At 71.2% G+C, this 19,665-nt stretch carries 19 protein-coding genes; 6 read left to right on the top strand and 13 right to left on the bottom strand.

Going from position 1 to position 19,665, the window contains the following annotated elements:
* Window positions 1-8: 8 nt before the first annotated feature.
* From AB0367_RS08315 to AB0367_RS08280, 8 genes are all read right to left on the bottom strand, one after another.
* Window positions 9-1,913: a DNA recombination protein RecN gene (locus AB0367_RS08315; RefSeq protein WP_366225526.1), complete on the bottom strand. Its 1,905-nt coding sequence runs from the start codon at window positions 1,911-1,913 to the stop codon at window positions 9-11.
* Window positions 1,910-2,428, bottom strand: coding sequence for a hypothetical protein (locus AB0367_RS08310; protein ID WP_366225525.1), 519 nt, complete (start codon window positions 2,426-2,428; stop codon window positions 1,910-1,912). Before AB0367_RS08310 ends, AB0367_RS08315 begins: the two co-directional genes overlap by 4 nt.
* Window positions 2,425-3,402, bottom strand: a complete 978-nt coding sequence (locus AB0367_RS08305; protein WP_366225523.1) for a hypothetical protein — start codon at window positions 3,400-3,402, stop codon at window positions 2,425-2,427. The genes AB0367_RS08310 and AB0367_RS08305 overlap by 4 nt, the downstream gene beginning before the upstream one ends.
* A complete protein-coding gene (locus AB0367_RS08300; RefSeq protein WP_366225522.1) occupies window positions 3,399-3,575 on the bottom strand; it encodes a hypothetical protein in 177 nt (58 codons plus the stop codon). The genes AB0367_RS08305 and AB0367_RS08300 overlap by 4 nt, the downstream gene beginning before the upstream one ends.
* Window positions 3,572-4,687, bottom strand: a complete 1,116-nt coding sequence (locus tag AB0367_RS08295) for an endonuclease/exonuclease/phosphatase family protein (protein ID WP_366225521.1) — start codon at window positions 4,685-4,687, stop codon at window positions 3,572-3,574. The genes AB0367_RS08300 and AB0367_RS08295 overlap by 4 nt, the downstream gene beginning before the upstream one ends.
* 126 nt (window positions 4,688-4,813) lie before the next feature.
* Entirely contained in the window at window positions 4,814-5,623 is an 810-nt protein-coding gene (locus AB0367_RS08290) for a GntR family transcriptional regulator (RefSeq protein WP_366225520.1), read from the bottom strand.
* A gap of 10 nt (window positions 5,624-5,633) precedes the next feature.
* On the bottom strand, window positions 5,634-6,884 hold the full coding sequence (locus AB0367_RS08285; RefSeq protein ID WP_366225519.1) for an amidohydrolase family protein: 1,251 nt from the start codon (window positions 6,882-6,884) through the stop codon (window positions 5,634-5,636).
* A gap of 76 nt (window positions 6,885-6,960) precedes the next feature.
* Window positions 6,961-7,755 (bottom strand): class II aldolase/adducin family protein, encoded by a 795-nt coding sequence (locus AB0367_RS08280; RefSeq protein ID WP_366225518.1) that lies wholly within the window; start codon window positions 7,753-7,755, stop codon window positions 6,961-6,963.
* Between the two features lie 177 nt (window positions 7,756-7,932).
* Between AB0367_RS08280 and AB0367_RS08275 the strand changes: the two genes are divergently transcribed.
* From AB0367_RS08275 to AB0367_RS08250, 6 genes are all read left to right on the top strand, one after another.
* Window positions 7,933-8,883 (top strand): hypothetical protein, encoded by a 951-nt coding sequence (locus AB0367_RS08275; RefSeq protein ID WP_366225517.1) that lies wholly within the window; start codon window positions 7,933-7,935, stop codon window positions 8,881-8,883.
* A 71-nt stretch (window positions 8,884-8,954) separates the two neighbouring features.
* Entirely contained in the window at window positions 8,955-9,839 is an 885-nt protein-coding gene (locus AB0367_RS08270) for a GH25 family lysozyme (protein ID WP_366225516.1), read from the top strand.
* Window positions 9,840-10,146: 307 nt separating this feature from the next.
* On the top strand, window positions 10,147-11,346 hold the full coding sequence (locus tag AB0367_RS08265) for an SPFH domain-containing protein (protein WP_366225515.1): 1,200 nt from the start codon (window positions 10,147-10,149) through the stop codon (window positions 11,344-11,346).
* An 8-nt stretch (window positions 11,347-11,354) separates the two neighbouring features.
* Entirely contained in the window at window positions 11,355-12,422 is a 1,068-nt protein-coding gene (locus AB0367_RS08260; RefSeq protein ID WP_366225514.1) for a hypothetical protein, read from the top strand.
* A 69-nt stretch (window positions 12,423-12,491) separates the two neighbouring features.
* A complete protein-coding gene (locus AB0367_RS08255) occupies window positions 12,492-13,520 on the top strand; it encodes a serine/threonine protein phosphatase (protein WP_366225513.1) in 1,029 nt (342 codons plus the stop codon).
* Between the two features lie 10 nt (window positions 13,521-13,530).
* The gene (locus AB0367_RS08250) at window positions 13,531-14,409 is read left to right on the top strand and encodes an ROK family protein (protein WP_366225512.1); all 879 of its coding nucleotides are present in this window, start codon (window positions 13,531-13,533) and stop codon (window positions 14,407-14,409) included.
* Between the two features lie 89 nt (window positions 14,410-14,498).
* On the opposite strand, the gene AB0367_RS08245 is transcribed toward AB0367_RS08250, so the two are convergent.
* From AB0367_RS08245 to AB0367_RS08225, 5 genes are all read right to left on the bottom strand, one after another.
* Window positions 14,499-15,344, bottom strand: coding sequence for a sugar phosphate isomerase/epimerase (locus AB0367_RS08245; protein ID WP_366225511.1), 846 nt, complete (start codon window positions 15,342-15,344; stop codon window positions 14,499-14,501).
* A 3-nt stretch (window positions 15,345-15,347) separates the two neighbouring features.
* On the bottom strand, window positions 15,348-16,445 hold the full coding sequence (locus tag AB0367_RS08240; protein ID WP_366225510.1) for a Gfo/Idh/MocA family oxidoreductase: 1,098 nt from the start codon (window positions 16,443-16,445) through the stop codon (window positions 15,348-15,350).
* The gene (locus tag AB0367_RS08235; RefSeq protein ID WP_366225508.1) at window positions 16,442-17,299 is read right to left on the bottom strand and encodes a carbohydrate ABC transporter permease; all 858 of its coding nucleotides are present in this window, start codon (window positions 17,297-17,299) and stop codon (window positions 16,442-16,444) included. The genes AB0367_RS08240 and AB0367_RS08235 overlap by 4 nt, the downstream gene beginning before the upstream one ends.
* Window positions 17,289-18,122, bottom strand: a complete 834-nt coding sequence (locus tag AB0367_RS08230) for a sugar ABC transporter permease (RefSeq protein WP_366225507.1) — start codon at window positions 18,120-18,122, stop codon at window positions 17,289-17,291. Before AB0367_RS08230 ends, AB0367_RS08235 begins: the two co-directional genes overlap by 11 nt.
* Window positions 18,123-18,196: 74 nt before the next feature.
* On the bottom strand, window positions 18,197-19,537 hold the full coding sequence (locus AB0367_RS08225) for an extracellular solute-binding protein (RefSeq protein WP_366225506.1): 1,341 nt from the start codon (window positions 19,535-19,537) through the stop codon (window positions 18,197-18,199).
* Between the last annotated feature and the right edge of the window lie 128 nt (window positions 19,538-19,665).

Below are 19,665 nucleotides of genomic sequence, written 5' to 3'. Positions count from 1 at the left end.
CCTGAGCCTCAGACGTCGTCGTCGATGAGGCCGTAGGGGGGCTGGTCGGCGCGGCGCGAGTAGCGCACGATCACGTCGTCGGCGGCGGTCGGGGGCGGGGCGTTGTCGGCGACGATGACCTGCGCGCCGACACCACGGCCGGCCAGCCAGTCCTCGATGTGCCGGTAGACGCGCTCGATCGTCTGGCCGTCCTCGAGATCGCCGAGCGCGCCGAGGTTCTTCTGCGGGCTGTCCAGCAGCAGGAACCCTGGATGCGACGAGCGGGTCTCCCACGCGGTCTCGAACATCGCCAGCTGCCAGGCGAGCGCGATGAGGGTGCGCCCGCCGGAGGACGCGGCGGTGTAGGGCTCGCCCCGCACGTACGGCGTGAGGTCCTCGGCCAGGTAGGCGTCGGCGAGCTTCGGATACCGGAACTCGCGCAGGATCTCGCGGTAGCGCTCGCCGACGCGGCGCACCACGGCGGAGCGGTCCGCACGGCGGGACTGCGGGCCGGCCGCGACGAGCTCCTCGCGGTCGGCGCCGACCTGCTCCATCATCTGCACGATGCCGGCGGCTCGCCGTTCGAGGCCCTGCACCAGCCGCAGCCCGCCGACGGCGCGCTGGAGGGTGGCCGCCGCCTCCTCGCGGCGGCGGGCGATCGCGTCGCGCTCGGCCAGGAACGGGGTGACGGCGTGCGCGGTCAGGGCGTCGACCTCGGCGGCGGCGCGGGACTCGGCCTCCTGGGCACGCGAGGCCGCCGAGCGCAGCCGCGGGATCTCCCGCTCGAGCTCGTCGATGTATCGGCTGAGCTCCGCCAGGCGGGTCCTGGCCGAGCGCAGCTCCCCGGACACGTCGACCGGGGTGATCGGGAACCGGCAGGCGGGGCAGCGCTCATCGTCGGCTGCGTCGAGCGGGGCCTGGCAGGACGCGCAGACGCTCGCGGCGGTCTCGAAGAGCCGGTCGGCCTCGGCGAGCATCGTCCATTTGCTCACGTCGTCGGCGTAGCTGCCGCGCAGCGGGATCATGCGCTGCAGCTGGGTCTCGCGGTCGCGCAGGTCGGTGTAGGCCACCAGCGCGGCGCGGGCCGCCTCGCGGTGCCGCTCGCGCAGCCCGGCGGCGAAGCCGGTGCCGGCCCGGGCGCGGGCGTCGAGGTCGGCGAGAGCCTGGGCGCACGCGGACAGCTCCTCCTTGGCGCTGTGGTGCAGCGCTTCCAGGTCGGCGCGGCTGCCGACGTGCTGCTCCTCGACGAGCTGCTCGGCGGCGCGATACGCGGTGCGGGCCGCGGCCAGCTCCGCCTCGACGGTGCGAATGCGCCGGCCGATCTCCACGGTGTGGTCGTCGTGGACGTCGAAGACCACATCGACGACCTGGCGCAGCTTGAGGTGCTTCATCGGCACGCTCTCGAAGAGCAGGTCCTTGCCGTCGAGGCGCTCGTTGGGCAGGAGGCACAGCCACATGAGGTCGCGGAAGCTCAGCGGGTCGTGGGTGTCGAACGACAGCCGCACGCCCTGCAGCTTGCAGTGCGAGAGCAGCAGGCTGGACAGGCTCTCGGGGTGCCCGGCGGGGCGCAGCGGCCGGCGCACCCGCGGGGCGGCGCCGGGGTCGTCGAGGCGGCCGGCGCGCACGTAGGCGAACATCGACGGCTCGCCGACGGCGCGCTCGATGAGGTATGGCGAGCCGGACAGCTCGACCTCCAGCGTCGCGGACTTGACCTTCGGCGTGATCTCCGGGTGCCGGGGGTGATCGTTGGCGCCGAGGCAGTAGTCGACGAACTCGAGGATGGTGGTCTTGCCGGTGCTGAACGCGCCGGCCAGGATCGACAGCGGTCGCGGGGCGTCGTCGGGGGCGCGGAAGTCGACGTCGTAGGCGCGGTCGTCGCCGCGGAGGCGCAGCCGCCTGATCCGGATGCCGTCGTGGGTACGCAAACCGATCATGGCGCGCCCTTCAATGACACTTGCTGGACTGGCACGTGCCCGCTGGACACCGGGAGAAGCCATTGCCGCAGGCCCTCACGAAGTTTACGACCGCTGAGGCGCCGGAGCCGCCGGATGACGATGCGTACGGCTGTGATGTATGACTGAGCATACATCGCCGTGAATCGGCTCGCCATGCTCACTCCCTCGTCCGTGAGGCGGTACGTCACCCGCCCGGCGGCCGTGACCCGCACCAGCCCCCGCGCGACCAGCGCGGACAGGTCGCGGCCCAGGTGCAGCTGCGCGGTCACGAACCGCTGGGCGGGGCTGGCGTAGGCGACGCTGCGGTCGTCGAACCCGGCCAGCCGCAGCGTGGTGCGGTCCGGGTCGTCCTCGGCGCGGGCCAGCAGCAGCGGGTGCCCGGCCAGAAACTCGTAGATGCCGAGGCGCTCGGCGTCGGCGCCCTCCGCCCCCGCCACGGCCAGGACCAGCAGGATCCTGGCCTGCCGGAAGGCGGTGAGATCGTCGGGCGTCATGCCAGCTCCCGCCAGTGCGTCACCCAGCCGGCGCGGCGCTGCTCGACGACCCGGTGCATGAGCCCGCACTTGTGGACGGGCCCGGCGCGCAGCCCGGCAGGGAAGGCGGTGGACTCGCGGATCTGGTGCATCACGGTGGCGTGCAGCCCCGGTAGCAGCGGATCGTCCCGGAACCTGATGACATGGTGGTTGAAGCCGGCCTCCCAGATGCCGTGCACCATGCCGTCGGCCTCGTCCAGCGCCTCGAGCTCTTCCGGCACCCGCTTGTCGAGGATCTCGCGGGCCAGCAGGTCGGCGTTGAAGTACTCCCGCTTGGCCGCGCCCACCTCGGTGTGCCCGGCCGCGCGAAGCTGCCGCACGAACAACGCGTCCTCGAGCGCGGCGCCGTCCTCCGGCGGCAGAGTTCGCAGCGGCAACCGTGGTGCCTGCGCCGGCACCGCACGGGCGCCCGCGTAGGGGTCGTAGAAGTGCCGGCGCACGTGCGCGCAGTCGGGCTTGATCAGCAGGTTGCGCAGCGCGTTCTCGTGCCACAGCTCGATCTGCACACCGGTCTCGCGCTGCCGCCGCGCCCGCCAGTTGTCCCACCACTGCGCCGTGGGCGCGTCCATGCTCGCCGGCACGCACAACACCCACTGGGCGAGCCGGTAGCCGTTGCGCGCCGCGGCGGCCACCGCGGAGTCGAACGACTCGCGGATCTGGGCCTGGTGCGCGCGGGTGACGATCGGCCAGAAGTACTTCGACTGCCAGATCACGACGAGGCCGGACAGCTCGCCGAGCAGGATGTCGATGCCCCAGTCGCCGGGGTTCGCGCTGATCGCGCGGGCGCCGGGGTGGATCGCCGCGAGCAGCATCGCGAGCATCTGCTCGAAGTCGTCGCGGGCGCCCGCGAGGTTGCCGGCCCGCAGCTGGTGCGCGGCGAAATTGATCGGAGGCTCACCGGAGGCGAGGCTCTTCACAGCCGAGGTCGCCGTCATCTCGCCTCCGGTTCCGGCTGGTCCTGGCCGGCGCGCGCCCTCGGCGCGGGCGGGGCATCGATGTGCGCTTCGCCCTGCTCACCACGCCAGGCGCGACGTTGCGGATTCCAGACTTTCACGAACAGCGATGCGACCGCTACTTTCGGCGCGAATTTCACCGAATGTGCGATCACAGTTTGTTCAGATCGATGTCCGCGTAGATGGCCGCGTGGTCGGAGCCCGCGTGCACCGCCCTCGTCATCGTCTCGTAGACGGGCCACAGCACGCCGTTGCGGCCGCCCCACACGCCCCGGCGCTCGATTCCGCCGCCGCTGGCGGCCGCGAACAGCGCCGGCGACAGCAGCACGTAGTCGAGCTTGTTGCGGGCGGTGCAGTAGCCGTAGGTGCCGGGCCGCCCGCCGTCGTCGAAGCCCGGGTGCCTCGACACGTCGCGCAGATCGGTGCCGCGCAGCAGCGGCGCCAGCGGCTCGCTCTCCGGCGTGTCGTTGAGGTCGCCGAGCACCACCACGAAGGGCGAGCGCTGCGCCCGGTAGATCTCCGCGACGCGCGCCGCCTGCCGCCGCCGGATGGCGTCCGAGGCGACCTTGCCCCCGTAGCCCTTGCTCTTGAGATGGTTCACGAGCACCACCAGGCGCTCCTGCCGGCCGGGCAGCTCGAAGTGGTATTCCGGGCAGTCCCGGCTGAACACCCGCCCGCGCTCGTCGGCGTCGTCGACGTGGGTGCGCTGGCCGGTGAGCGGGAAGCCGGGGGTGGACATGACCCCGACGTCGATGCCGCGCTCGTCGTTGCCGTCCATGACCATGATGTGGTGATACCGGCCGCGCAGCCCGCCCTCGGTGAACCGCTTGAGCGCGTGCCGGCTCTCGGCCTCGACGACGCCGAGCACGTCGGCGCGCAGGTCCAGGATGACCCGGGCCGTGTTGAGCAGCGCCGTCTCGTCGCAGCGGTCGGTGGTGAGCTCCACCCAGCCGATCCAGTCCGCGCGCCCGCCGGCCACCACCTCGACCCGCCCGTCGCGCGAGCGGCGCAGCAGCCGCCCGCGGTTCTGCCGCAGCCGGGCGAACTTCGCCAGGTCACCGTTGCGCAGCCCGAGCCGGCCCAGCTCGCGCAGGATGTCGTGCTTGACCTCGTCGGTGTAGATCGGCTCCTCGAGCAGCTCCCCCGCCCGCGCGAACGCCTCCAGCACCGGCCGCCCGGCCGCCCACGTGCGCTGATCCAGCGCCTTGGCCCGGTTGAACAGGTTCTCGACGTTGTAGCTCGCGATGCGCATCGTCCACGCGACCATGAGGAGACGGTCATCTTTGGATGACAGTGTCCCACGGATGGTCGCCGAATGGAGCACGCCGCCTACGGCCTGCTCATCTTCACGGTCGGCCTGGGCCGGTTCTTCTACCACGGGACGGGCTTCGCGTCATGAGTCGGCGGCCGCGCCGGGCGGCTGCATCAGCTCGCGCACCAGGGTGAGGTCGATGGCCGGATCGCTGGCGGGCTTCGGGTTGCGCTGAGCCGTGGCCAGGTGCGACGCGACCAGCTGGTGCACCGCCTCGGCCTCGCCCGCCTCGATGAGCTCCAGGATCTTGCCGTGCACCTCGCCCGAGGCCTGGCGCTTGCTCAGCGGTACACCATGCGGCTCCGTGCGGCTCGCCCAGCTCTCCTCGTGGCTGGACCACAGCGCCTCCAGCGCGCCGGCGAGGACGATGAGCGGCGGGTTGCCGCACAGGCTCACCAGGGCCTCGTGGAAGCGACGCGACACGCCCACGACGGCGGGCAGGTCGTCGATGCTGGCGAGGTACTCATCGTGCAGCTCCCGCAGGCGCGGTACCACCGTGCGGGCGCGGTCTCGGCGGGCGGCGCAGAGCGCGGCGCAGGCCGGCTCGACGTGGCGCAGCGCGACGGCGACGTCGCCGATCCCGGCCCGCTGGGCGGCCAGCACGAGGCCGAGGTTGTACCCCAGGTTCGCCGGGGACGGCCGGTGCACGATCGCACCGCCCAGCCGTCCCCGGCGGACCGTGATGAGGCCCTCCGCCTCCAGGATGCGCATCGCCTCGCGAAACGTCGGCATACTGACCGGGTATCGGCGGATCAGCTCCTCCGACTTCGGCAGCGGGTCACCGTCGGCGAAGTCGCCGCGGATGATCCGGCCGCGAATGTGGTCGGCCACCTGCTCGGCGAGGCGATGGACGCGGACCTTCGGCTCGTCGTCCACGGCGGAATCGGGCATGCGCTGAAACCTAGTAGGCGTTCGGGTCGTTCTGCACGGCAGTCGGCACCGGGTGGCGGTACAGCACCGAGGCGTTCTCCCACGTCATCTTGCGCACGTCCGCTTCGGGCAGGCCGCCGATCTCCTCCTCGATGGTGCGCTGGGTGTGCGGCCAGGTGGAGTCGCAGTGCGGGTAGTCCTGCTCCAGCAGGATGTGGTCGACGCCGATGACGTCGCGCAGCGCGAACGACGACGGGTCCTCGACCGCGCAGAAGTAGAAGTTGCGCAGCAGCACCTCGGCCGGGGTGAGGTCGATGCCCTTCCAGGTGCCGTACATCGAGTGGTAGCTGAGCATGTGGTTGAGCCGGTCGACGAGGCCGGGCACCCAGCCGATGCCGCCCTCCGACAGCACGATCTTGATGTCCGGGAAGCGGACCGGGATGCGCGAGTAGAGCCAGTCCACGGCGGAGAACATGGAGTAGCCGAAGAACAGCACGCCCACCACGTCCGGCGGCGCGTCCGCCGCGGTCGACGGCGAGGTGCCCGACGAGCCGATGTGGAGGTTCACCACGGTGCCGGTCTCGGCGCAGGCCCGCATGATCGGGTCCCAGTGCCCGGTGTGCAGCGACGGCAGCCCGAGCATGTGCGGCGCCTCGGTGAACGTCACCGCCTTGAAGCCGCGCTCGGCGTTGCGGTAGATCTCCTGGGCGCCGACCTCCGGGTCGAGGAAGTACGGCAGCTGACAGGGGATCATCCGGTCGGGGTAGGCGCCGGACCACGCCTCGATGTTCCAGTCGTTCCAGGCGCGGGTGGCGGCCAGCGCGAGCTCGGCGTCCTTTGTGGACAGCTGGAGGCGCTGCCCGGCGAAGCCCGGCAGGAACGACGGGAAGCACAGCGAGGCGTAGACGCCGCTGAGGTCCATGTCCTTGATGCGCTCGTGGATGTCCCACGAGCCGCGGCGCATGTCGGTGAAGCGGCTCGGCTCCATGCTGTACTCGTCGACGGGACGCCCGACGACGGCGTTGAACCCGACGTTGGGGAACTCCTTGCCGTCGTACACCCAGACGTGGCTGCCGTCCTTCTCGATGACGTGCGGGGTCTGCTCGGCGAACTTCGCCGGCATGCGGCCCTCGAACGCGTCCGGCGGCTCGACGATGTGGTCGTCGACGGAGATGAACGTGTACTTGCGCTCCTGCCGCGGCGGGTCGGGCAGGAACGTGACCTTGTTCCGGTCGGCGGTGGTGAATCCGGTGTTGCGCAGCAGTTCGTCAATCGATGCCATAGGGGTGTCGCTCCTGTCAGTTCAGAACAGTCCAGCTCAGTCCGGATCGGCCCGGATTGGTCCAGGTCGGTCCGTCTTAGTCCAATACCTCGGGCTCACGGCGCAGCAGCGAGCGCACCGCGCCAGCCCAGAAAACGTCGGTGCCGCGCTCCAGCAGCGACTGCTTCATGCCGTGCCGCAGCCCGGGCGCGATGGCCAGGGGGTCGCGGCCGAGCAGCATGACGTCGTAGGCGAGGCGGCAGACCCGGTCGATGCTCGCCGAGCGGTACGTCGCCTCCTGGACGGTGGGCGCGGTGACGATGATGCCGTGGCTGGCCAGGATGACCACGGACTTGTCGCCGATGCGCCGGGCCAGGTCCGCACCGAGTTCGGCGTCATCGACCTCGCCGGTGTACTCCTGCACGAACGCGAGGTCGCCGTCGAACATCGACCCGGTCTGGTGCACGATCTCGGGCAGCACGCCGACGGCCGCCAGCACGCTCACGTAGTACGGATGGTTGTGCACCACGACCCGCGCGTCGGGCCGCGCCCGGTGCAGTTCGGTGTGGATGTGGAACGCCGGCGTCACGTCCCAGCGCCCCTCGACGACCTGGCCGTCGCGGTCGACCACGCACAGGTCCGAGGCCGAGACCTCGTCCCACCACAACCCCCACGGGTTGATCCACATGTCGCCGTCGTCGTTCTTGAGCATGGTGATGTGCCCGGCGATGTTCTCGCTGAAGCCGTCGTGCGCCAGGATCCGGAAGGCACACGCGAGCGCCTGTGGCTCGGTGAGCTCCACCCCGATCGGCGGCGTGATGCGCGGCGCCCAGACGGCCGTGCCCCCCTGCTTGACCGGCGCCTCGGCGGCGGTGTCCGTCGCAGCTGACACGTCCCCTCCCTCACGGTTAAGAACTAATCTTTTAAAAGATTTAGCAAGGCGTACCGCGAAAAGCAAGCAATCGCTTGGTTGGCTTTTCGGCGCGTGCTGCGCGGCCCCGGGTCAGATCGGGCAGGGGGCGGGCTCCTTTCCCCGCGATCCGCGAGAGCGTCTTGTAGTGTCTGCGCGGTGACGGAACCGTTCCCGCTGCCGCCGTGCGAGCCCGGCGGGCCCGATCCGGCGGCGGTGGCGGCCTCGATCGGCGAGTGGGTGACCTCGCCGGCGCTGGCCGAGCTGGTCGGACACTTCGGCGGCCACGTGCCGCCCGGCCCGGTCGGGCCAGCGCTGGCGTGGGCGGCGCAGTTCTCGCAGGTCTGGGACTTCCGGGCCGGGGTGAGGGAACGGTTCGACACCACCCACCTCGACTACGGCCCCGACCTGGACGCCCGGCTGCGCGAGCTGATCCACGTGCTCGGCCTCGCCGGGCGCGACCGCCCGGCGCGCGACGGCTACGACCACGTCGTCGTCCTCGGCGGCGGGATCCGCGTGGCCCTCGGGCGGACCGGCTACGTCGCCCGGCTGCTGGAGGGCGACCTGCGCGCCCGGACCCTCGCCGGGCTGGGCAGCCTGCGGTGGCGCGACGACCGGGAGCACCGCGAGGGCATCCGCCTCGGGCTCGGCCCGATCGACACCGAGGCCGACATGATGATGGTGGGGCTGCGCCAGTTCCTCAACCTCGCGGAGCCGGCGGCCACGCACGAGGGTGACGGCTGGTGGCACCGGGTCTGGCCGGGCCCGCGCCCGGGTGTCGAGGAGGTCCACGTGCTCGCCGCCGCGTCGACCCGGCCGCCGCGCCGGGCGAACACGGCCGACACCCTCGTCGGGTGGGCCGAGCACGTGTGCACACCGACCGCCGCCGAGCGCGTACTGCTGGTCACGAACGACCCGTACGTCCGGCACCAGCACTGCGACGCCGTGCGCCTGCTCGGCCTCCGCTACGGCTGCGGCATCGAGACGGTCGGCTTCGACGACCTCGCGACGCGGGCGTGGGGGCGGCCGCTGAGCACCACCGAGCTGCTGCAGGAGGTGCGCTCCTCGCTGCTGGCCATGCGCAACCTCCACGACGCCGTCACCCCATGACCGCCCGGCGGCGGTCCGGCGGCGCGGCGCCGGGGCGGCGCCTCCTGAAGCCCGGCGGGCACACTGGGATCATGCCGAAGCGTTGGGACGCGGCGGTGGACCACGCGCGCCGCATCTCGCGCGGCATCGCGCGGACACCCTGGCAGCGCCGGACCGTCGCCGCATCGCTGCTCCTGCTGACCGGCTCCCTGTGGGGGGTGAGCGCCGCGCCGCCGGGGCGCCCGGCGCTCCCGCCGGCGGGGCCGCCGTCACCGCAGGCGGTCGCCGCGATCCAGGCCGGGCGCCCGGCCGGCTTTCCCATCGGCGGCATCGACCTGTCCAGCCACGACCATCGCCGCTTCACCGTGCACTGGCCCACCGAGGTCGCGGCGGGCAGCCAATTCGTGTACATCAAGGCCACCGAGGGCACCGGGTACGTCAACCCGCACTTCGCGGCCGACTACGCCGCCGCGCGGGCCGCCGGACGGTACGTCGGCGCCTACGTCTACGCCCGCCCCGACCGCGGCGACCCGGTGGGCCAGGCGGAGTTCTTCCTGCGCCACGCGAGGTTCACCCGCGACGCGCGGACCCTCGTTCCGTTCGTCGACCTCGAGTGGCCCTACGCCGCGGTCCGGGCCGGCGACTGCTACGGCCTGACCCCGTCACAGATGCGCGCGTGGATCCGCGCGTTCATGGACCGGATCGAGGCCGGCATCGGCCGCAAGCCGATGATCTACACGAACACCTACTGGTGGAACCCGTGCACGGGCGACGACGCGTCGTACGGCGGCTATCCGCTGGACATCGCCAACTACTCGGCGAAGGCCACCAGGCTGCCCGCCGGGTGGAGCACGTTCGCGCTGTGGCAGTACCAGCCGGGCGACCCCGAGCAGCGCCACAGCCACGACCGTGACGTCGTCAACGGCGGCCCGGCCGGCCTGCGGGCACTGGCCTGGCCGCCCCCGCCCGGCGGCTGAGGACGCGCTGTGCAGATTCCGGGTCGCACCCGCGTCGCCACACCGCCTCGGACCGACGGTGGAGGGCGCGAAACTTTTCTCACTAAATGGGGACATGTTCGAAAAAATCTGTCGTGAAGCGGCGGATTTCTCCGTTCTCCAAGGCCTCGGCCATCGAAGCCCGCGACGGCTGCCCGGTTCCTGACTGACGCGAGGCAACTCATACGCTGAAATACACAACAGCGTCTGCCCTGACAACCTTGCGTTCCTCACGGAAACGGTTGCTAGGGTCTGCGACGCTTGGCGATCCAGATGCAAGGGGGACGACGTGGGACTGTGGGACAAGGTCAAAGGCGAGTTCATCGATATCATCGAGTGGCTCGACGACAGCCGGGACACGATCGTCTGGCGGTTCCCGCGCTACCAGAACGAGATCAAGATGGGCGCCAAGCTCGTCGTGCGCGAGTCGCAGGTCGCGGTCTTCGTCAACGAGGGCCAGATCGCCGACGTGTTCGTCCCGGGGACGCACACGCTGCAGACCCAGAACCTGCCGATCCTGTCCACCCTGAAGGGCTGGAAGTACGGGTTCGACTCGCCGTGGAAGGCCGAGGTGTACTACGTCAACACCCGGCAGTTCACCGACTTCAAGTGGGGCACCCAGAACCCGGTCATGATGCGCGACCCGGAGTTCGGGATGGTGCGAATCCGGGCGTTCGGTGCGTACTCGCTGCGCGTGACCGACCCGGAGAAGCTGCTCAAGGAGCTCGTCGGCACCGACCCGCAGTTCCGCACCGAGGAGGTGTCGGAGTTCCTGCGCCAGCTCATCGTCGGCCACCTCGGCAGCGCCCTGGCCACCGCGCAGGTGCCCGTGCTCGACCTCGCCGCGCAGCAGCTCACGATCGGCACGAAGCTGGCCGGGGTGCTGACCCAGGAGCTGGCCAGCTACGGCATCCAGATCCCCAAGTTCATCATCGAGAACATCTCCCTGCCGCCGGAGGTCGAGGAGGCGCTGGACAAGCGCACCTCGATGGGTGTGCTGGGCAACCTGGACCAGTACACGAAGTTCCAGGCCGCCAACGCCATGGAGGCCGCGGCGAACAACCAGGGCGGCGCGGGCGAGGGCTTCGGCCTGGGCCTGGGCATGGCGGCCGCGCAGCAGGTGGCCAACTCGATGAACGCCGCGCAGCAGCGCCCGCCGCAGCAGCAGTACGCCCCCCAGCAGCCGCAATACGCTCCGCAGCAGCCGCAGTACGATCCGCACTACGCACCGCAGCCGGCTCACCAGGCCGCGCCGGCCGCCCCGCCGCCGCCGCTGCCGCAGCAGGCGCAGTGGTACGCGGCGATCAACGGCGCCCAAGCGGGCCCGTTCGACGCCGGCGCGCTCGGCACGCAGGTGCAGACCGGGCAGATCAACCGCGACACGCTCGTGTGGAAGAACGGCATGGCCAACTGGACGCCGGCCGGTCAGGTGCCCGAGCTCGGCAACCTCTTCGCCGTCGTGCCCCCGCCGCTACCCCCGATCGGCTGATTTCAACCATGTCGCAGAGCCAGTATCCGTGCGCCGGGTGCGGCGCCAACGTCGAGTTCGCACCCGGCACGAACGTGCTCAAATGCCCCTATTGCGGCCACGAGACCGTGCTGCAGTCCACCGGCGCGCGAGTCCGCGAGCACGACTACCTCAACTTCACCAGCCTTCCGCGCAAGCCGGTGGCGATGCTGGCCAAGAACGTCTTCGTCTGCCGCAACTGTGGCGCGCAGACGGAGAGCGACGCCATCTCCGACCGCTGCCGGTTCTGCAGCGCCCCCGTCGTGGCCCAGCTCAACCCCCAGGACCTCGTGGTCCCGGAGGCGGTGCTGCCCTTCGTGCTCGACAGGCGCCGGCTGCGCGAGGCGCTGGGCAAGTGGGCGTCGTCACGCTGGTTCGCGCCGTCGGGCCTGAAGAAGGTGTCCGAGGCGGAGTCCGCCAAGAGCATGTACCTGCCGCACTGGACGTACGACTCCCGGACCGTCTCGGACTACGTGGGCCAGCGCGGCGAGCACTACTACGTCACCGAGACCTACACCGAGAACGGTGAGACGAAGACCCGCCAGGTGCAGAAGACACGCTGGTATTACGCGAGCGGCACCGTGGCGCGGGACTTCGACGACGTGCTGGTGACCGGCACGACGAAGGTCTCGCAGAAGCACCTCGACTCGCTCGACCCGTGGCCGCTGCCCGACGCGCAGCCGTATCGCCCGGAGTACCTCGCCGGGCACGAGACGCTGCGCTACGACGTCGAGCCGGAGTCGGGTCTGGATGCGGCCAAGCAGAAGATGGCCCCGGTGATCGAGGGCGACTGCCGCGACGACATCGGCGGCGACGTGCAGCGCGTCGACCGCATCCACACGCAGTACAACGACGTGACGTTCAAGCTCATGCTGCTGCCGGTGTGGATCGCCTATTACCTGTACGCCGGCAAGACGTACAACATCCAGGTCAACGGCGTGACCGGCGAGGTCGCGGGCGAGCGCCCGTACAGCGCCATGAAGATCGCCCTGGCCGTCCTCGCCGCGATCGCGGTCATCGTGACGATCATCGGGTTGTACGCGGTCAACAAGCACTGACGCCGTGCACCGGGGCGCGCCGTCCGGGCGCGCCCCCCACCGGCCACCGCCGAGTGGCAGACTGCGACCGTGATCGATCACCGCGCCACGGCGTTCACGCGCGCCGCGCCAGCCCTGGCCAAGCTCGACGACGACACCCTGACCGCGATAGTGGCCACCGCCACACCGCTCGGCGCCGGCATCGGCGGCGAGACTGCCGGCCTCGACGTCGACGGGGTCCCGGTGTTCGTCAAACGGGTCCCGCTGACCGCCACCGAGCTGGCCGCGCCGCACGACACCGGAAACCTGTTCGGGCTGCCCGGTTTCTACCAGTACGGCATCGGCTCGGCCGGATTCGGCGCGTGGCGGGAGCTGACCGCGCACCGCCTCACCACGGCCTGGGTGCGCTCTGGCCGCCATCCCGGGTTTCCAATGCTGTACCACTGGCGCGTCCTGCCCCGCGTCCCGGCCGAGACCGTCGACGTCGAGGAGCGGGTGGCGTTCTGGGACGGGTCTGCGGCGGTCCGCCGGCGGCTGACGGAGCTCAACGCGGCCGGGTCGGCGCTGGTGCTGTTCCTGGAGCGCATCCCCTACGAGCTGGGCCCCTGGCTCACCGAGCGGCTGGCCGACGGCGACGGGAGATTCTGCGCGGCGGTGGCGGCCCAGCTGGAGGCCGGCCTCGCCGCGATGAACGCGGGCGGCCTGCTGCACTTCGACGCCCACATGGGCAACCTGCTCACCGACGGCCGCCGGGTCTACCTCACCGACTTCGGCCTGGCCCTGCACTCCACATTCGCCCGCGCACCGGACGAGGTCTCGTTCTTGCGGGCCCACGCCGGCTACGACCGTAACTTCACCGCCGGTCATCTGGCGACGTGGCTGGCGTTCACACTCGGCTCCCCCGGCGACTGGGAACGCGCTCAGGCCCTGGTCGCCGAGGCCGCGACGGGCGCGCTGCCGGCCGAGCTGGACGACGCCCCGGCCGAGGCCCGCCGCCTGGTCCTGCGCGACGCGCCGACGGCGGTCCGGATGAACGACTTCTTCGCCGGCCTGATCCAGACATCGAAGCACACGGCCTACCCCTACACGGATCAGATCAACAATTCAGCCGTACGATAACGTTTACTTCGTGCAGGGCACCCTATCCGTTTCCAACCCCGTGCGGGTTCTCGAGATCGGCGGCAGTCACGTTACCGCCGGTAGCGTCGAGGTCGCTGGTCATCGCATCCTTGACCAGCAGCGGCACCAGCTCGATCCCGCGCAGGACGCGCACACGATCGTCGGTGTGCTCGCGGACGCGGCCAAGCGGCTGCTGCCCGCGCCGGGCGACCGGTGGGCGGTGGCGATACCGGGGCCGTTCGACTACGTGGCCGGGGTGTCGCTGCACGAGGGGGTCGGCAAGTTCGACGACCTGCACGGGCTGGACCTGCGCGCGGCGCTGGCCGCGGCGATCCCCGCCGAGCCGGGAGCGTTCACATTCGTGAACGACGCCGACGCGTTCCTGCTCGGCGAGTGGATCGACGGGGCGGCGCTGGGGACCAGCCGGAGTGTGGCGATCACGCTGGGCACCGGCATCGGCTCGTCGTGGCTCGCCGACGGGGCCGTGGTCTCCAGCGGGCCCGACGTGCCGCCCGACGGCGAGATCCACTTCTGCGACGTCGACGGGGTCAACATCGAGGATCTCGTGTCGGACCGGGCGCTGGTGCGCGGATACCTGGCCCGCACCGGCACCACCGTCGACGGCATGCGGGGGCTGGCGGCGCTCGCCCGGGATGGGGACCAGGACGCCCGCGAGGTCGTCGACGCCGCGTTCGGCATCCTCGGCCGGCTGCTCACCTCATGGCTGGAGCGCTTCGGCGCCGAGGTCGTGGTGTTCGGCGGTTCGATGGTCGGCGCGTGGGACCTCATCGCGCCGGCGCTGGGCCTGGCGGTGCCGGCCCGGCCGGTCCGCGACACCGAGCGCTCGGCCATGCTGGGCGCCGCCTACGCGGGGCGCACCGACGCCTGACCCGGCCGTCTCGACGGTCACCGCTCCGGCGAGCCGGGCCTGCCGGCCCGGCAACGCCGTCACGCATCTGTGCCGGTGTCGGCGACCGATCAGGCCGCGGCGAGCTGGGCTCGCACGTAGGCGAGGTTGTCGCGGGTGCGCTCGGCCAGCGGCAGGGCGGTGGAGAAGTCCTCGAGGGTGACCCAGCCGTCGTACCCGTGCTCGCGCAGGGCCCGCAGGTAGGCGCCGACGTCGGCCTGGCCCTCGCGCAACGTGGCCCAGTCGGCCTTCCAGGAGACGGTACCGTCGGCGGCGGTGCCGGTCCGGTGCCAGGCGACGTTCTTGACGTGGACGTGCTGCAGGTAGGGGCCGAGCAGCTGGAACGCGGCCCGGTGGTCCTCGTGACCCTCGATGACGAGATTGCCCAGGTCGTGGATGACGCCGACGGCGGCCGGGTCGAGCCCGTCGAGGAGGCGCAGGGCGGCGGACGCGGACGAGGCGATGGTCTCGTGGTGCAGCTCGACAAGGACGGCGACGCCGTGGCGGGCGGCCTCGGCGGTGGCCCACTCGAGGTCCTTGCGGGCTCCGGCGAACAGGTCGCGGTAGTCGCCGGTCCGCAGCAGCGGCATGTTGACCCGCACCCGGCCGGCGCCGAGGGCGGCGGTGGCGGCGAGCAGCCGGGCCACGTCGTCGCGCTCGAAGCTGCGGGCGTAGCCGCCGATGCCGGAGTAGTCCAGGCCGGCGCCACGGGTCAGGCGGTCGATGTCGCCGAGGCGGTCCTCGAGGCCGGTGAGGGGCCAGGTGGCGCGGTTGCCGGCCCAGAAGCCGGGCGCGTCGGCCGGCTCCTGGTCGGTGACGCGCCACTCGACACCGTCCCAGCCCTGCTCGGCGAGGTTGGCGACGGCCTCCTCGGGGGTCCAGTCGGGCGTCGAGGCGGTGAAAACGGAGAACCTCACGTGCTACTCCTGGGTTGTGACGGTGACGTCGTCGAAGACGCCGTCGAGGACCTGGCCGAAGTCGACGGGGCGGCCGAGGGTGGCCGAGACGTAGACGGCCCGCACGAGCGCGAGGGCGAGCAGGCCGTCGGCGACCCGCACGCCTGGTGGTCGGCCGGTGTCGATCGCCTCGACGATGTCCTCGTACTGCCGCAGGTGCCCGACGACGAACCCGTCCGCGGCCTTCGGGGCGCCGTAGCGCTCGGCTGGCGCCAGGTCCAGGCCGCCGGAGGTGGCGGAGTGGAAGTACTCCAGCTGGTCGTCCTGCAGGATCGCGGAACCGCCGGTGCCGTGCAGGGCGAGGCGGACCGGCAGGCCGGGGTGGGCGCCGGTGGTGGCGTGCAGCACGGCGAGGGCGCCGCCGGCGAAGCGGATCGTGGCCACGGCGAGGTCCTCGACCTCGATACGCTCGTGGCAGACCAGCGCGGTGCGGGCGTAGACCTCCTCGGGGCGGCCGAGCAGGGCGAGCATCTGGTCGACGAGGTGGATGCCCTGGTTGGCCAGCGCCCCGCCGCCGTCGTACGCCCACGTGCCGCGCCAGTCGGCGGAGTCGTAATACGCCTGGTCGCGCCACCATGGCATGGACACCACGGCGGAGGTGATCCGGCCGAGCCGCCCGTCGCGGACCGCGGTCCGCACGGCGACCATCGCCGGGTCGAAGCGGTGCTGGCTGACCATCGCGCAGACGAGGCCGCGCCCCTCGGCCTCCAGCGCCACCTTCGCGAACTCGCGGGCCTTGGCCAGGTTGGTGTCCAGCGGCTTCTCCACCAGCAGGTGCGCCCCGGCGCGCAGCGTCTGCTCGGCCGCCTCGACGTGCAGGCCGCTGGGGGTGCAGATGGCGACGAGGTCGATCCGCTGCGCCCGCAGCGCCTCGGCCAGGGTCAGATGGCACGCCGGGCGCGGGTCGATCTTCGCGGCGAGGCCCTCGGCGGCCTCGATGCGGGCATCGACGAGCGCGGCGACCCGCAGCCGCGGGTGCCGCCCGATCGCCTCGGCGTGGTTGACACCGATGATGCCGCTGCCGACGATCGCCACGTTGAGCCGCGTCGTTTCCGAACTCATTTCACTCCTCCGGCCGTCAGGCCACCCACCAGGAACCGCTGGAATGCCAGGTACAAGACCACCACCGGCAGCGCGCAGACGAGCGCGGAGGCCATCAGCTGCCCGTAGAGCGGGATGGCGCCGCCCTCCTGGGTCGCGCCGAACACCTGCAGCGCCACGGCGGCGGTGCGGGTGTCGGCGTCGGTGATGACCGAGGCGAACAGGACGTCGTTCCAGCCGAGCAGGAACGCGAAGATGCCGGACACGACGAGGCCGGGCCAGCTGAGCGGGACGACGATCGAGCGCAGGATCCGCCACGACGAGGCGCCGTCGAGGCGGGCGGCCTCGTCCAGCTCGCGCGGCAGCCCGCGCAGATAGGTGACCATCACCCAGGTGGAGAACGGCAGCGCGAACGTCAGGTAGGTGACGAACAGCGCCCACCGGGTGCCGATCACGTCGATGCCGAGCACCCGGGCCAGGTTGGCGAACAGCACGAACACCGGCAGCAGCATCAGGGTGCCCGGAATGCTCTGCAGCGCCAGCAGCCCGCGCAGGACCAGGCCGCGGCCGAAGAAGGAGAAGCGCACCAGGACGTACGCCGTGGCCACGGAGACCAGCGCGCAGAGCACGGCGACGCCACCGGCGACGAGGACGCTGTTGAGCAGGCCGTCACCGAGCTCGACGGTATTCCAGATGTCGAGGTAGTTGCCGGGGCGCAAGGCGCTGGGCCAGAACCCGCCGCGGGCCACCGCCAGGTCGTCGTTGACGCTCGCGAACAGCATGTACAGCACCGGCGTCAGCGCGAAGACGAGCAGCAGCGCGACGACGGCCGCCTGCAGACCCCGGGGCAGCAGGCGCTGGACGTCAGTCTTCATCGCGGTTCAGCCTCACCGCTCGTAGGTACACCGACAGCGGGACGGCCACCAGCACCAGTGACAGCACCGCCATCGCGGCGCTGAGCCCGAACTTGAAGTTCTGGAAGCTCTCCACGTAGGTGAGCACCGGCAGCACCTCGACGTCGTGCGGGGCGGGGACGCCGAAGAGCACATACGGCAGCGTGAAGCTGTTGAGGGTGTGCAGGAACTCGATGACCATGCCGAGGGCGAGCGCACCGCGCAGGTGCGGCAGCACGATGTGGCGCAGCTTCGCCCACCAGCCGGCACCGTCCAGCGCCGCGGCCTCGTGCACGTCCTCGGCGATGCCCTGCAGCCCGGACAGCGCCAGCAGATACAGCAGCGGCCACGACGTCCACAGCTGCACGAACACCAGCACCCAGTAGCTGCGCGGCCCGTTGAGCCACAGGTTCTGCTCGCCGAGGACCCGGTCCAGCGGCCCGGCCGGCTGCAGGATGGTCCGCCACACCGTGCCCACGACGAACGCCGGCAGCACGTACGGGATCAGGAATGCCGAGCGGACCAGCGCCCGCCCGGTGAAGCGCTGCTGGGTGGCCAGGGCGGCGGCCAGGCCCACCGGCACCGCGGCCACGGTCACGATCACCGAGTAGCCGACGGTGACCCAGATCGCGTGCGGCAGCGCGGTCTCCCGCCACGCCTTCACGTAGTTGTCGAATCCGACGTTCGGCGCGCCGGTCCACTGCCGAAGCGTGTACTGGTTGAGGTCCAGCGTGGACACCAGCAGCGCGACGGCCAGCGGCAGCACGATGACGAGCAGCAGCAGGACGCCACCCGGCGCCAACATCCACAGTGGACGCTGACGCCGGCTGACGGCCCGGCCGGCCGGTCGGGCCGTCCGGGCGCTTCGTGCGATCGTCGTCACTTCGCCTCGTTGACGGCGCTCTGGGCGTCCTTCTGCGCGGCGCCCACCAGCGACTTCAGGTGGCCCTCGTCGACCTTGCCGGCCTTGAGGTCCGGAATCGACTGCACGACCACGTTGAGCAGGGCCAGCTGCACCTTGCTCCAGCCGCCGTTGAACGGCGTGCCGGCCGAGTGGCCCGCCGAGTCGACGATCGCCGCCAGGGCCGCGTCGGACTGCAGCTCCTTGGCCGCGGCCGCGTTGGTCGGCAGGTCACCGAACGTGCGGTAGTACGACTTCTGCTGCCCGGCGCTGGTGATCAGCTTGATGAAGGCCAGGGCGAGGTCCTTGTTCTTGCTGTACTTGGCCACGACGAGGTTGTCGCCGGACAGGATGCTGGTCGCGCCGACACCGCCCGACGGCCGGCTGCTCTGCCCCGGCGGGATCGTCGGCATGACGGCGTACGCGTATTTGCCGGCAACCTGCGACTTGTCCAGGGTGACCTTGGACGAGGCCGACACCATCGGCAGGAACGCCGCCTTGCCGGCGCCGAACTCGGCGATCGCCTGGGCGTTCTTCCAGCCCACCGACGCCGGGTCGACGACCTTGTCGGTGGCCAGCCAGCCCAGGTATGTCTCGTATGCCTTCAGCGTGACCGGGTCGTCCAGCGACGCCTTCTTGCCCGCGACGAGCGGGTTGCCGGCCTGCACGCTCATCGCCCAGATGAACTTCCACGGGTCGAAACCGTCGGCGTAGGCGACGGCCATGCCGTGAGTGGCGCCGGTCGTGAGCTTCTTGGCCTGCTCGCGCAGCCCGTCCCAGCTTTCGGCCGGCTTGTCGATACCGGCGGCCTTGAGCAGCTCGGTGTTGTACGCCATGACGAACGGGCGGCTGGCGAACGGGATGCCGACCTGGTGCTGCGCGTCGGGCCCGGAGATGCCGAACGTGGCCGGCAGGAACTGGTCCCTGCCGCCGACCTTCTGCCAGTCGGCGTCCTGCAGCTCCAGGAAGGCGCCGGTGGAGTAGGCGGTCGGGGTGAACGTGGTGCCCAGCGCGTAGATGTCCGGGCCCTGCCCCGACACCACCGACGTCTGGATCTTCGTGAGCTCTTCGTTGGCGGAGGCGAACGTCTCGAACTTCACCTCGGCGCCGGTCTGCGCCTTGAACGCGTTGCTGATGTCGGTGAACCACTGCTTCTGCTGCTGCGGGTAGATCGTGTTGGCGCCCATCAGGACGTTGAGGGTCTTGCCGGCGCCGTTGAGCGCACCGTCGGCGCTGCCGTCGCTCTTCGCGTCGTCGCCGCAGGCCGCGAGTGCCAGAGCCGCGGCGGCACCGATGGCGATGATCTTCAATCGGTTCATAGGGGTGTCCACTCCTCAGTGAGCGGTGAGCCGCCGGGTCATCGGGGGTGTCGGCGGCGCATCGATGCTGCTTGACCAGCGGATCGAGGCGAAGCTATCAGCGCAGCTCCGGTGGCGGCAATCGTTTG

Source organism: Dactylosporangium sp. NPDC051484, from assembly GCF_040689395.1.
In the GTDB taxonomy this organism is placed as follows: domain Bacteria; phylum Actinomycetota; class Actinomycetes; order Mycobacteriales; family Micromonosporaceae; genus Dactylosporangium.
The sequence above is the reverse complement of the archived record's forward strand: the minus strand, read 5'-3'. Positions and strand labels throughout refer to the sequence as shown.

Coding starts and splice junctions, on each gene's coding strand:
- AB0367_RS08315 (WP_366225526.1), bottom strand. CDS start 1,913: ATGATCGGTTTGCGTACCCACGACGGCATCCGGATCAGGCGGCTGCGC.
- AB0367_RS08310 (WP_366225525.1), bottom strand. CDS start 2,428: ATGACGCCCGACGATCTCACCGCCTTCCGGCAGGCCAGGATCCTGCTG.
- AB0367_RS08305 (WP_366225523.1), bottom strand. CDS start 3,402: ATGACGGCGACCTCGGCTGTGAAGAGCCTCGCCTCCGGTGAGCCTCCG.
- AB0367_RS08295 (WP_366225521.1), bottom strand. CDS start 4,687: ATGGTCGCGTGGACGATGCGCATCGCGAGCTACAACGTCGAGAACCTG.
- AB0367_RS08290 (WP_366225520.1), bottom strand. CDS start 5,623: ATGCCCGATTCCGCCGTGGACGACGAGCCGAAGGTCCGCGTCCATCGC.
- AB0367_RS08285 (WP_366225519.1), bottom strand. CDS start 6,884: ATGGCATCGATTGACGAACTGCTGCGCAACACCGGATTCACCACCGCC.
- AB0367_RS08270 (WP_366225516.1), top strand. CDS start 8,955: ATGCCGAAGCGTTGGGACGCGGCGGTGGACCACGCGCGCCGCATCTCG.
- AB0367_RS08260 (WP_366225514.1), top strand. CDS start 11,355: ATGTCGCAGAGCCAGTATCCGTGCGCCGGGTGCGGCGCCAACGTCGAG.
- AB0367_RS08240 (WP_366225510.1), bottom strand. CDS start 16,445: ATGAGTTCGGAAACGACGCGGCTCAACGTGGCGATCGTCGGCAGCGGC.
- AB0367_RS08235 (WP_366225508.1), bottom strand. CDS start 17,299: ATGAAGACTGACGTCCAGCGCCTGCTGCCCCGGGGTCTGCAGGCGGCC.
- AB0367_RS08230 (WP_366225507.1), bottom strand. CDS start 18,122: ATGTTGGCGCCGGGTGGCGTCCTGCTGCTGCTCGTCATCGTGCTGCCG.
- AB0367_RS08225 (WP_366225506.1), bottom strand. CDS start 19,537: ATGAACCGATTGAAGATCATCGCCATCGGTGCCGCCGCGGCTCTGGCA.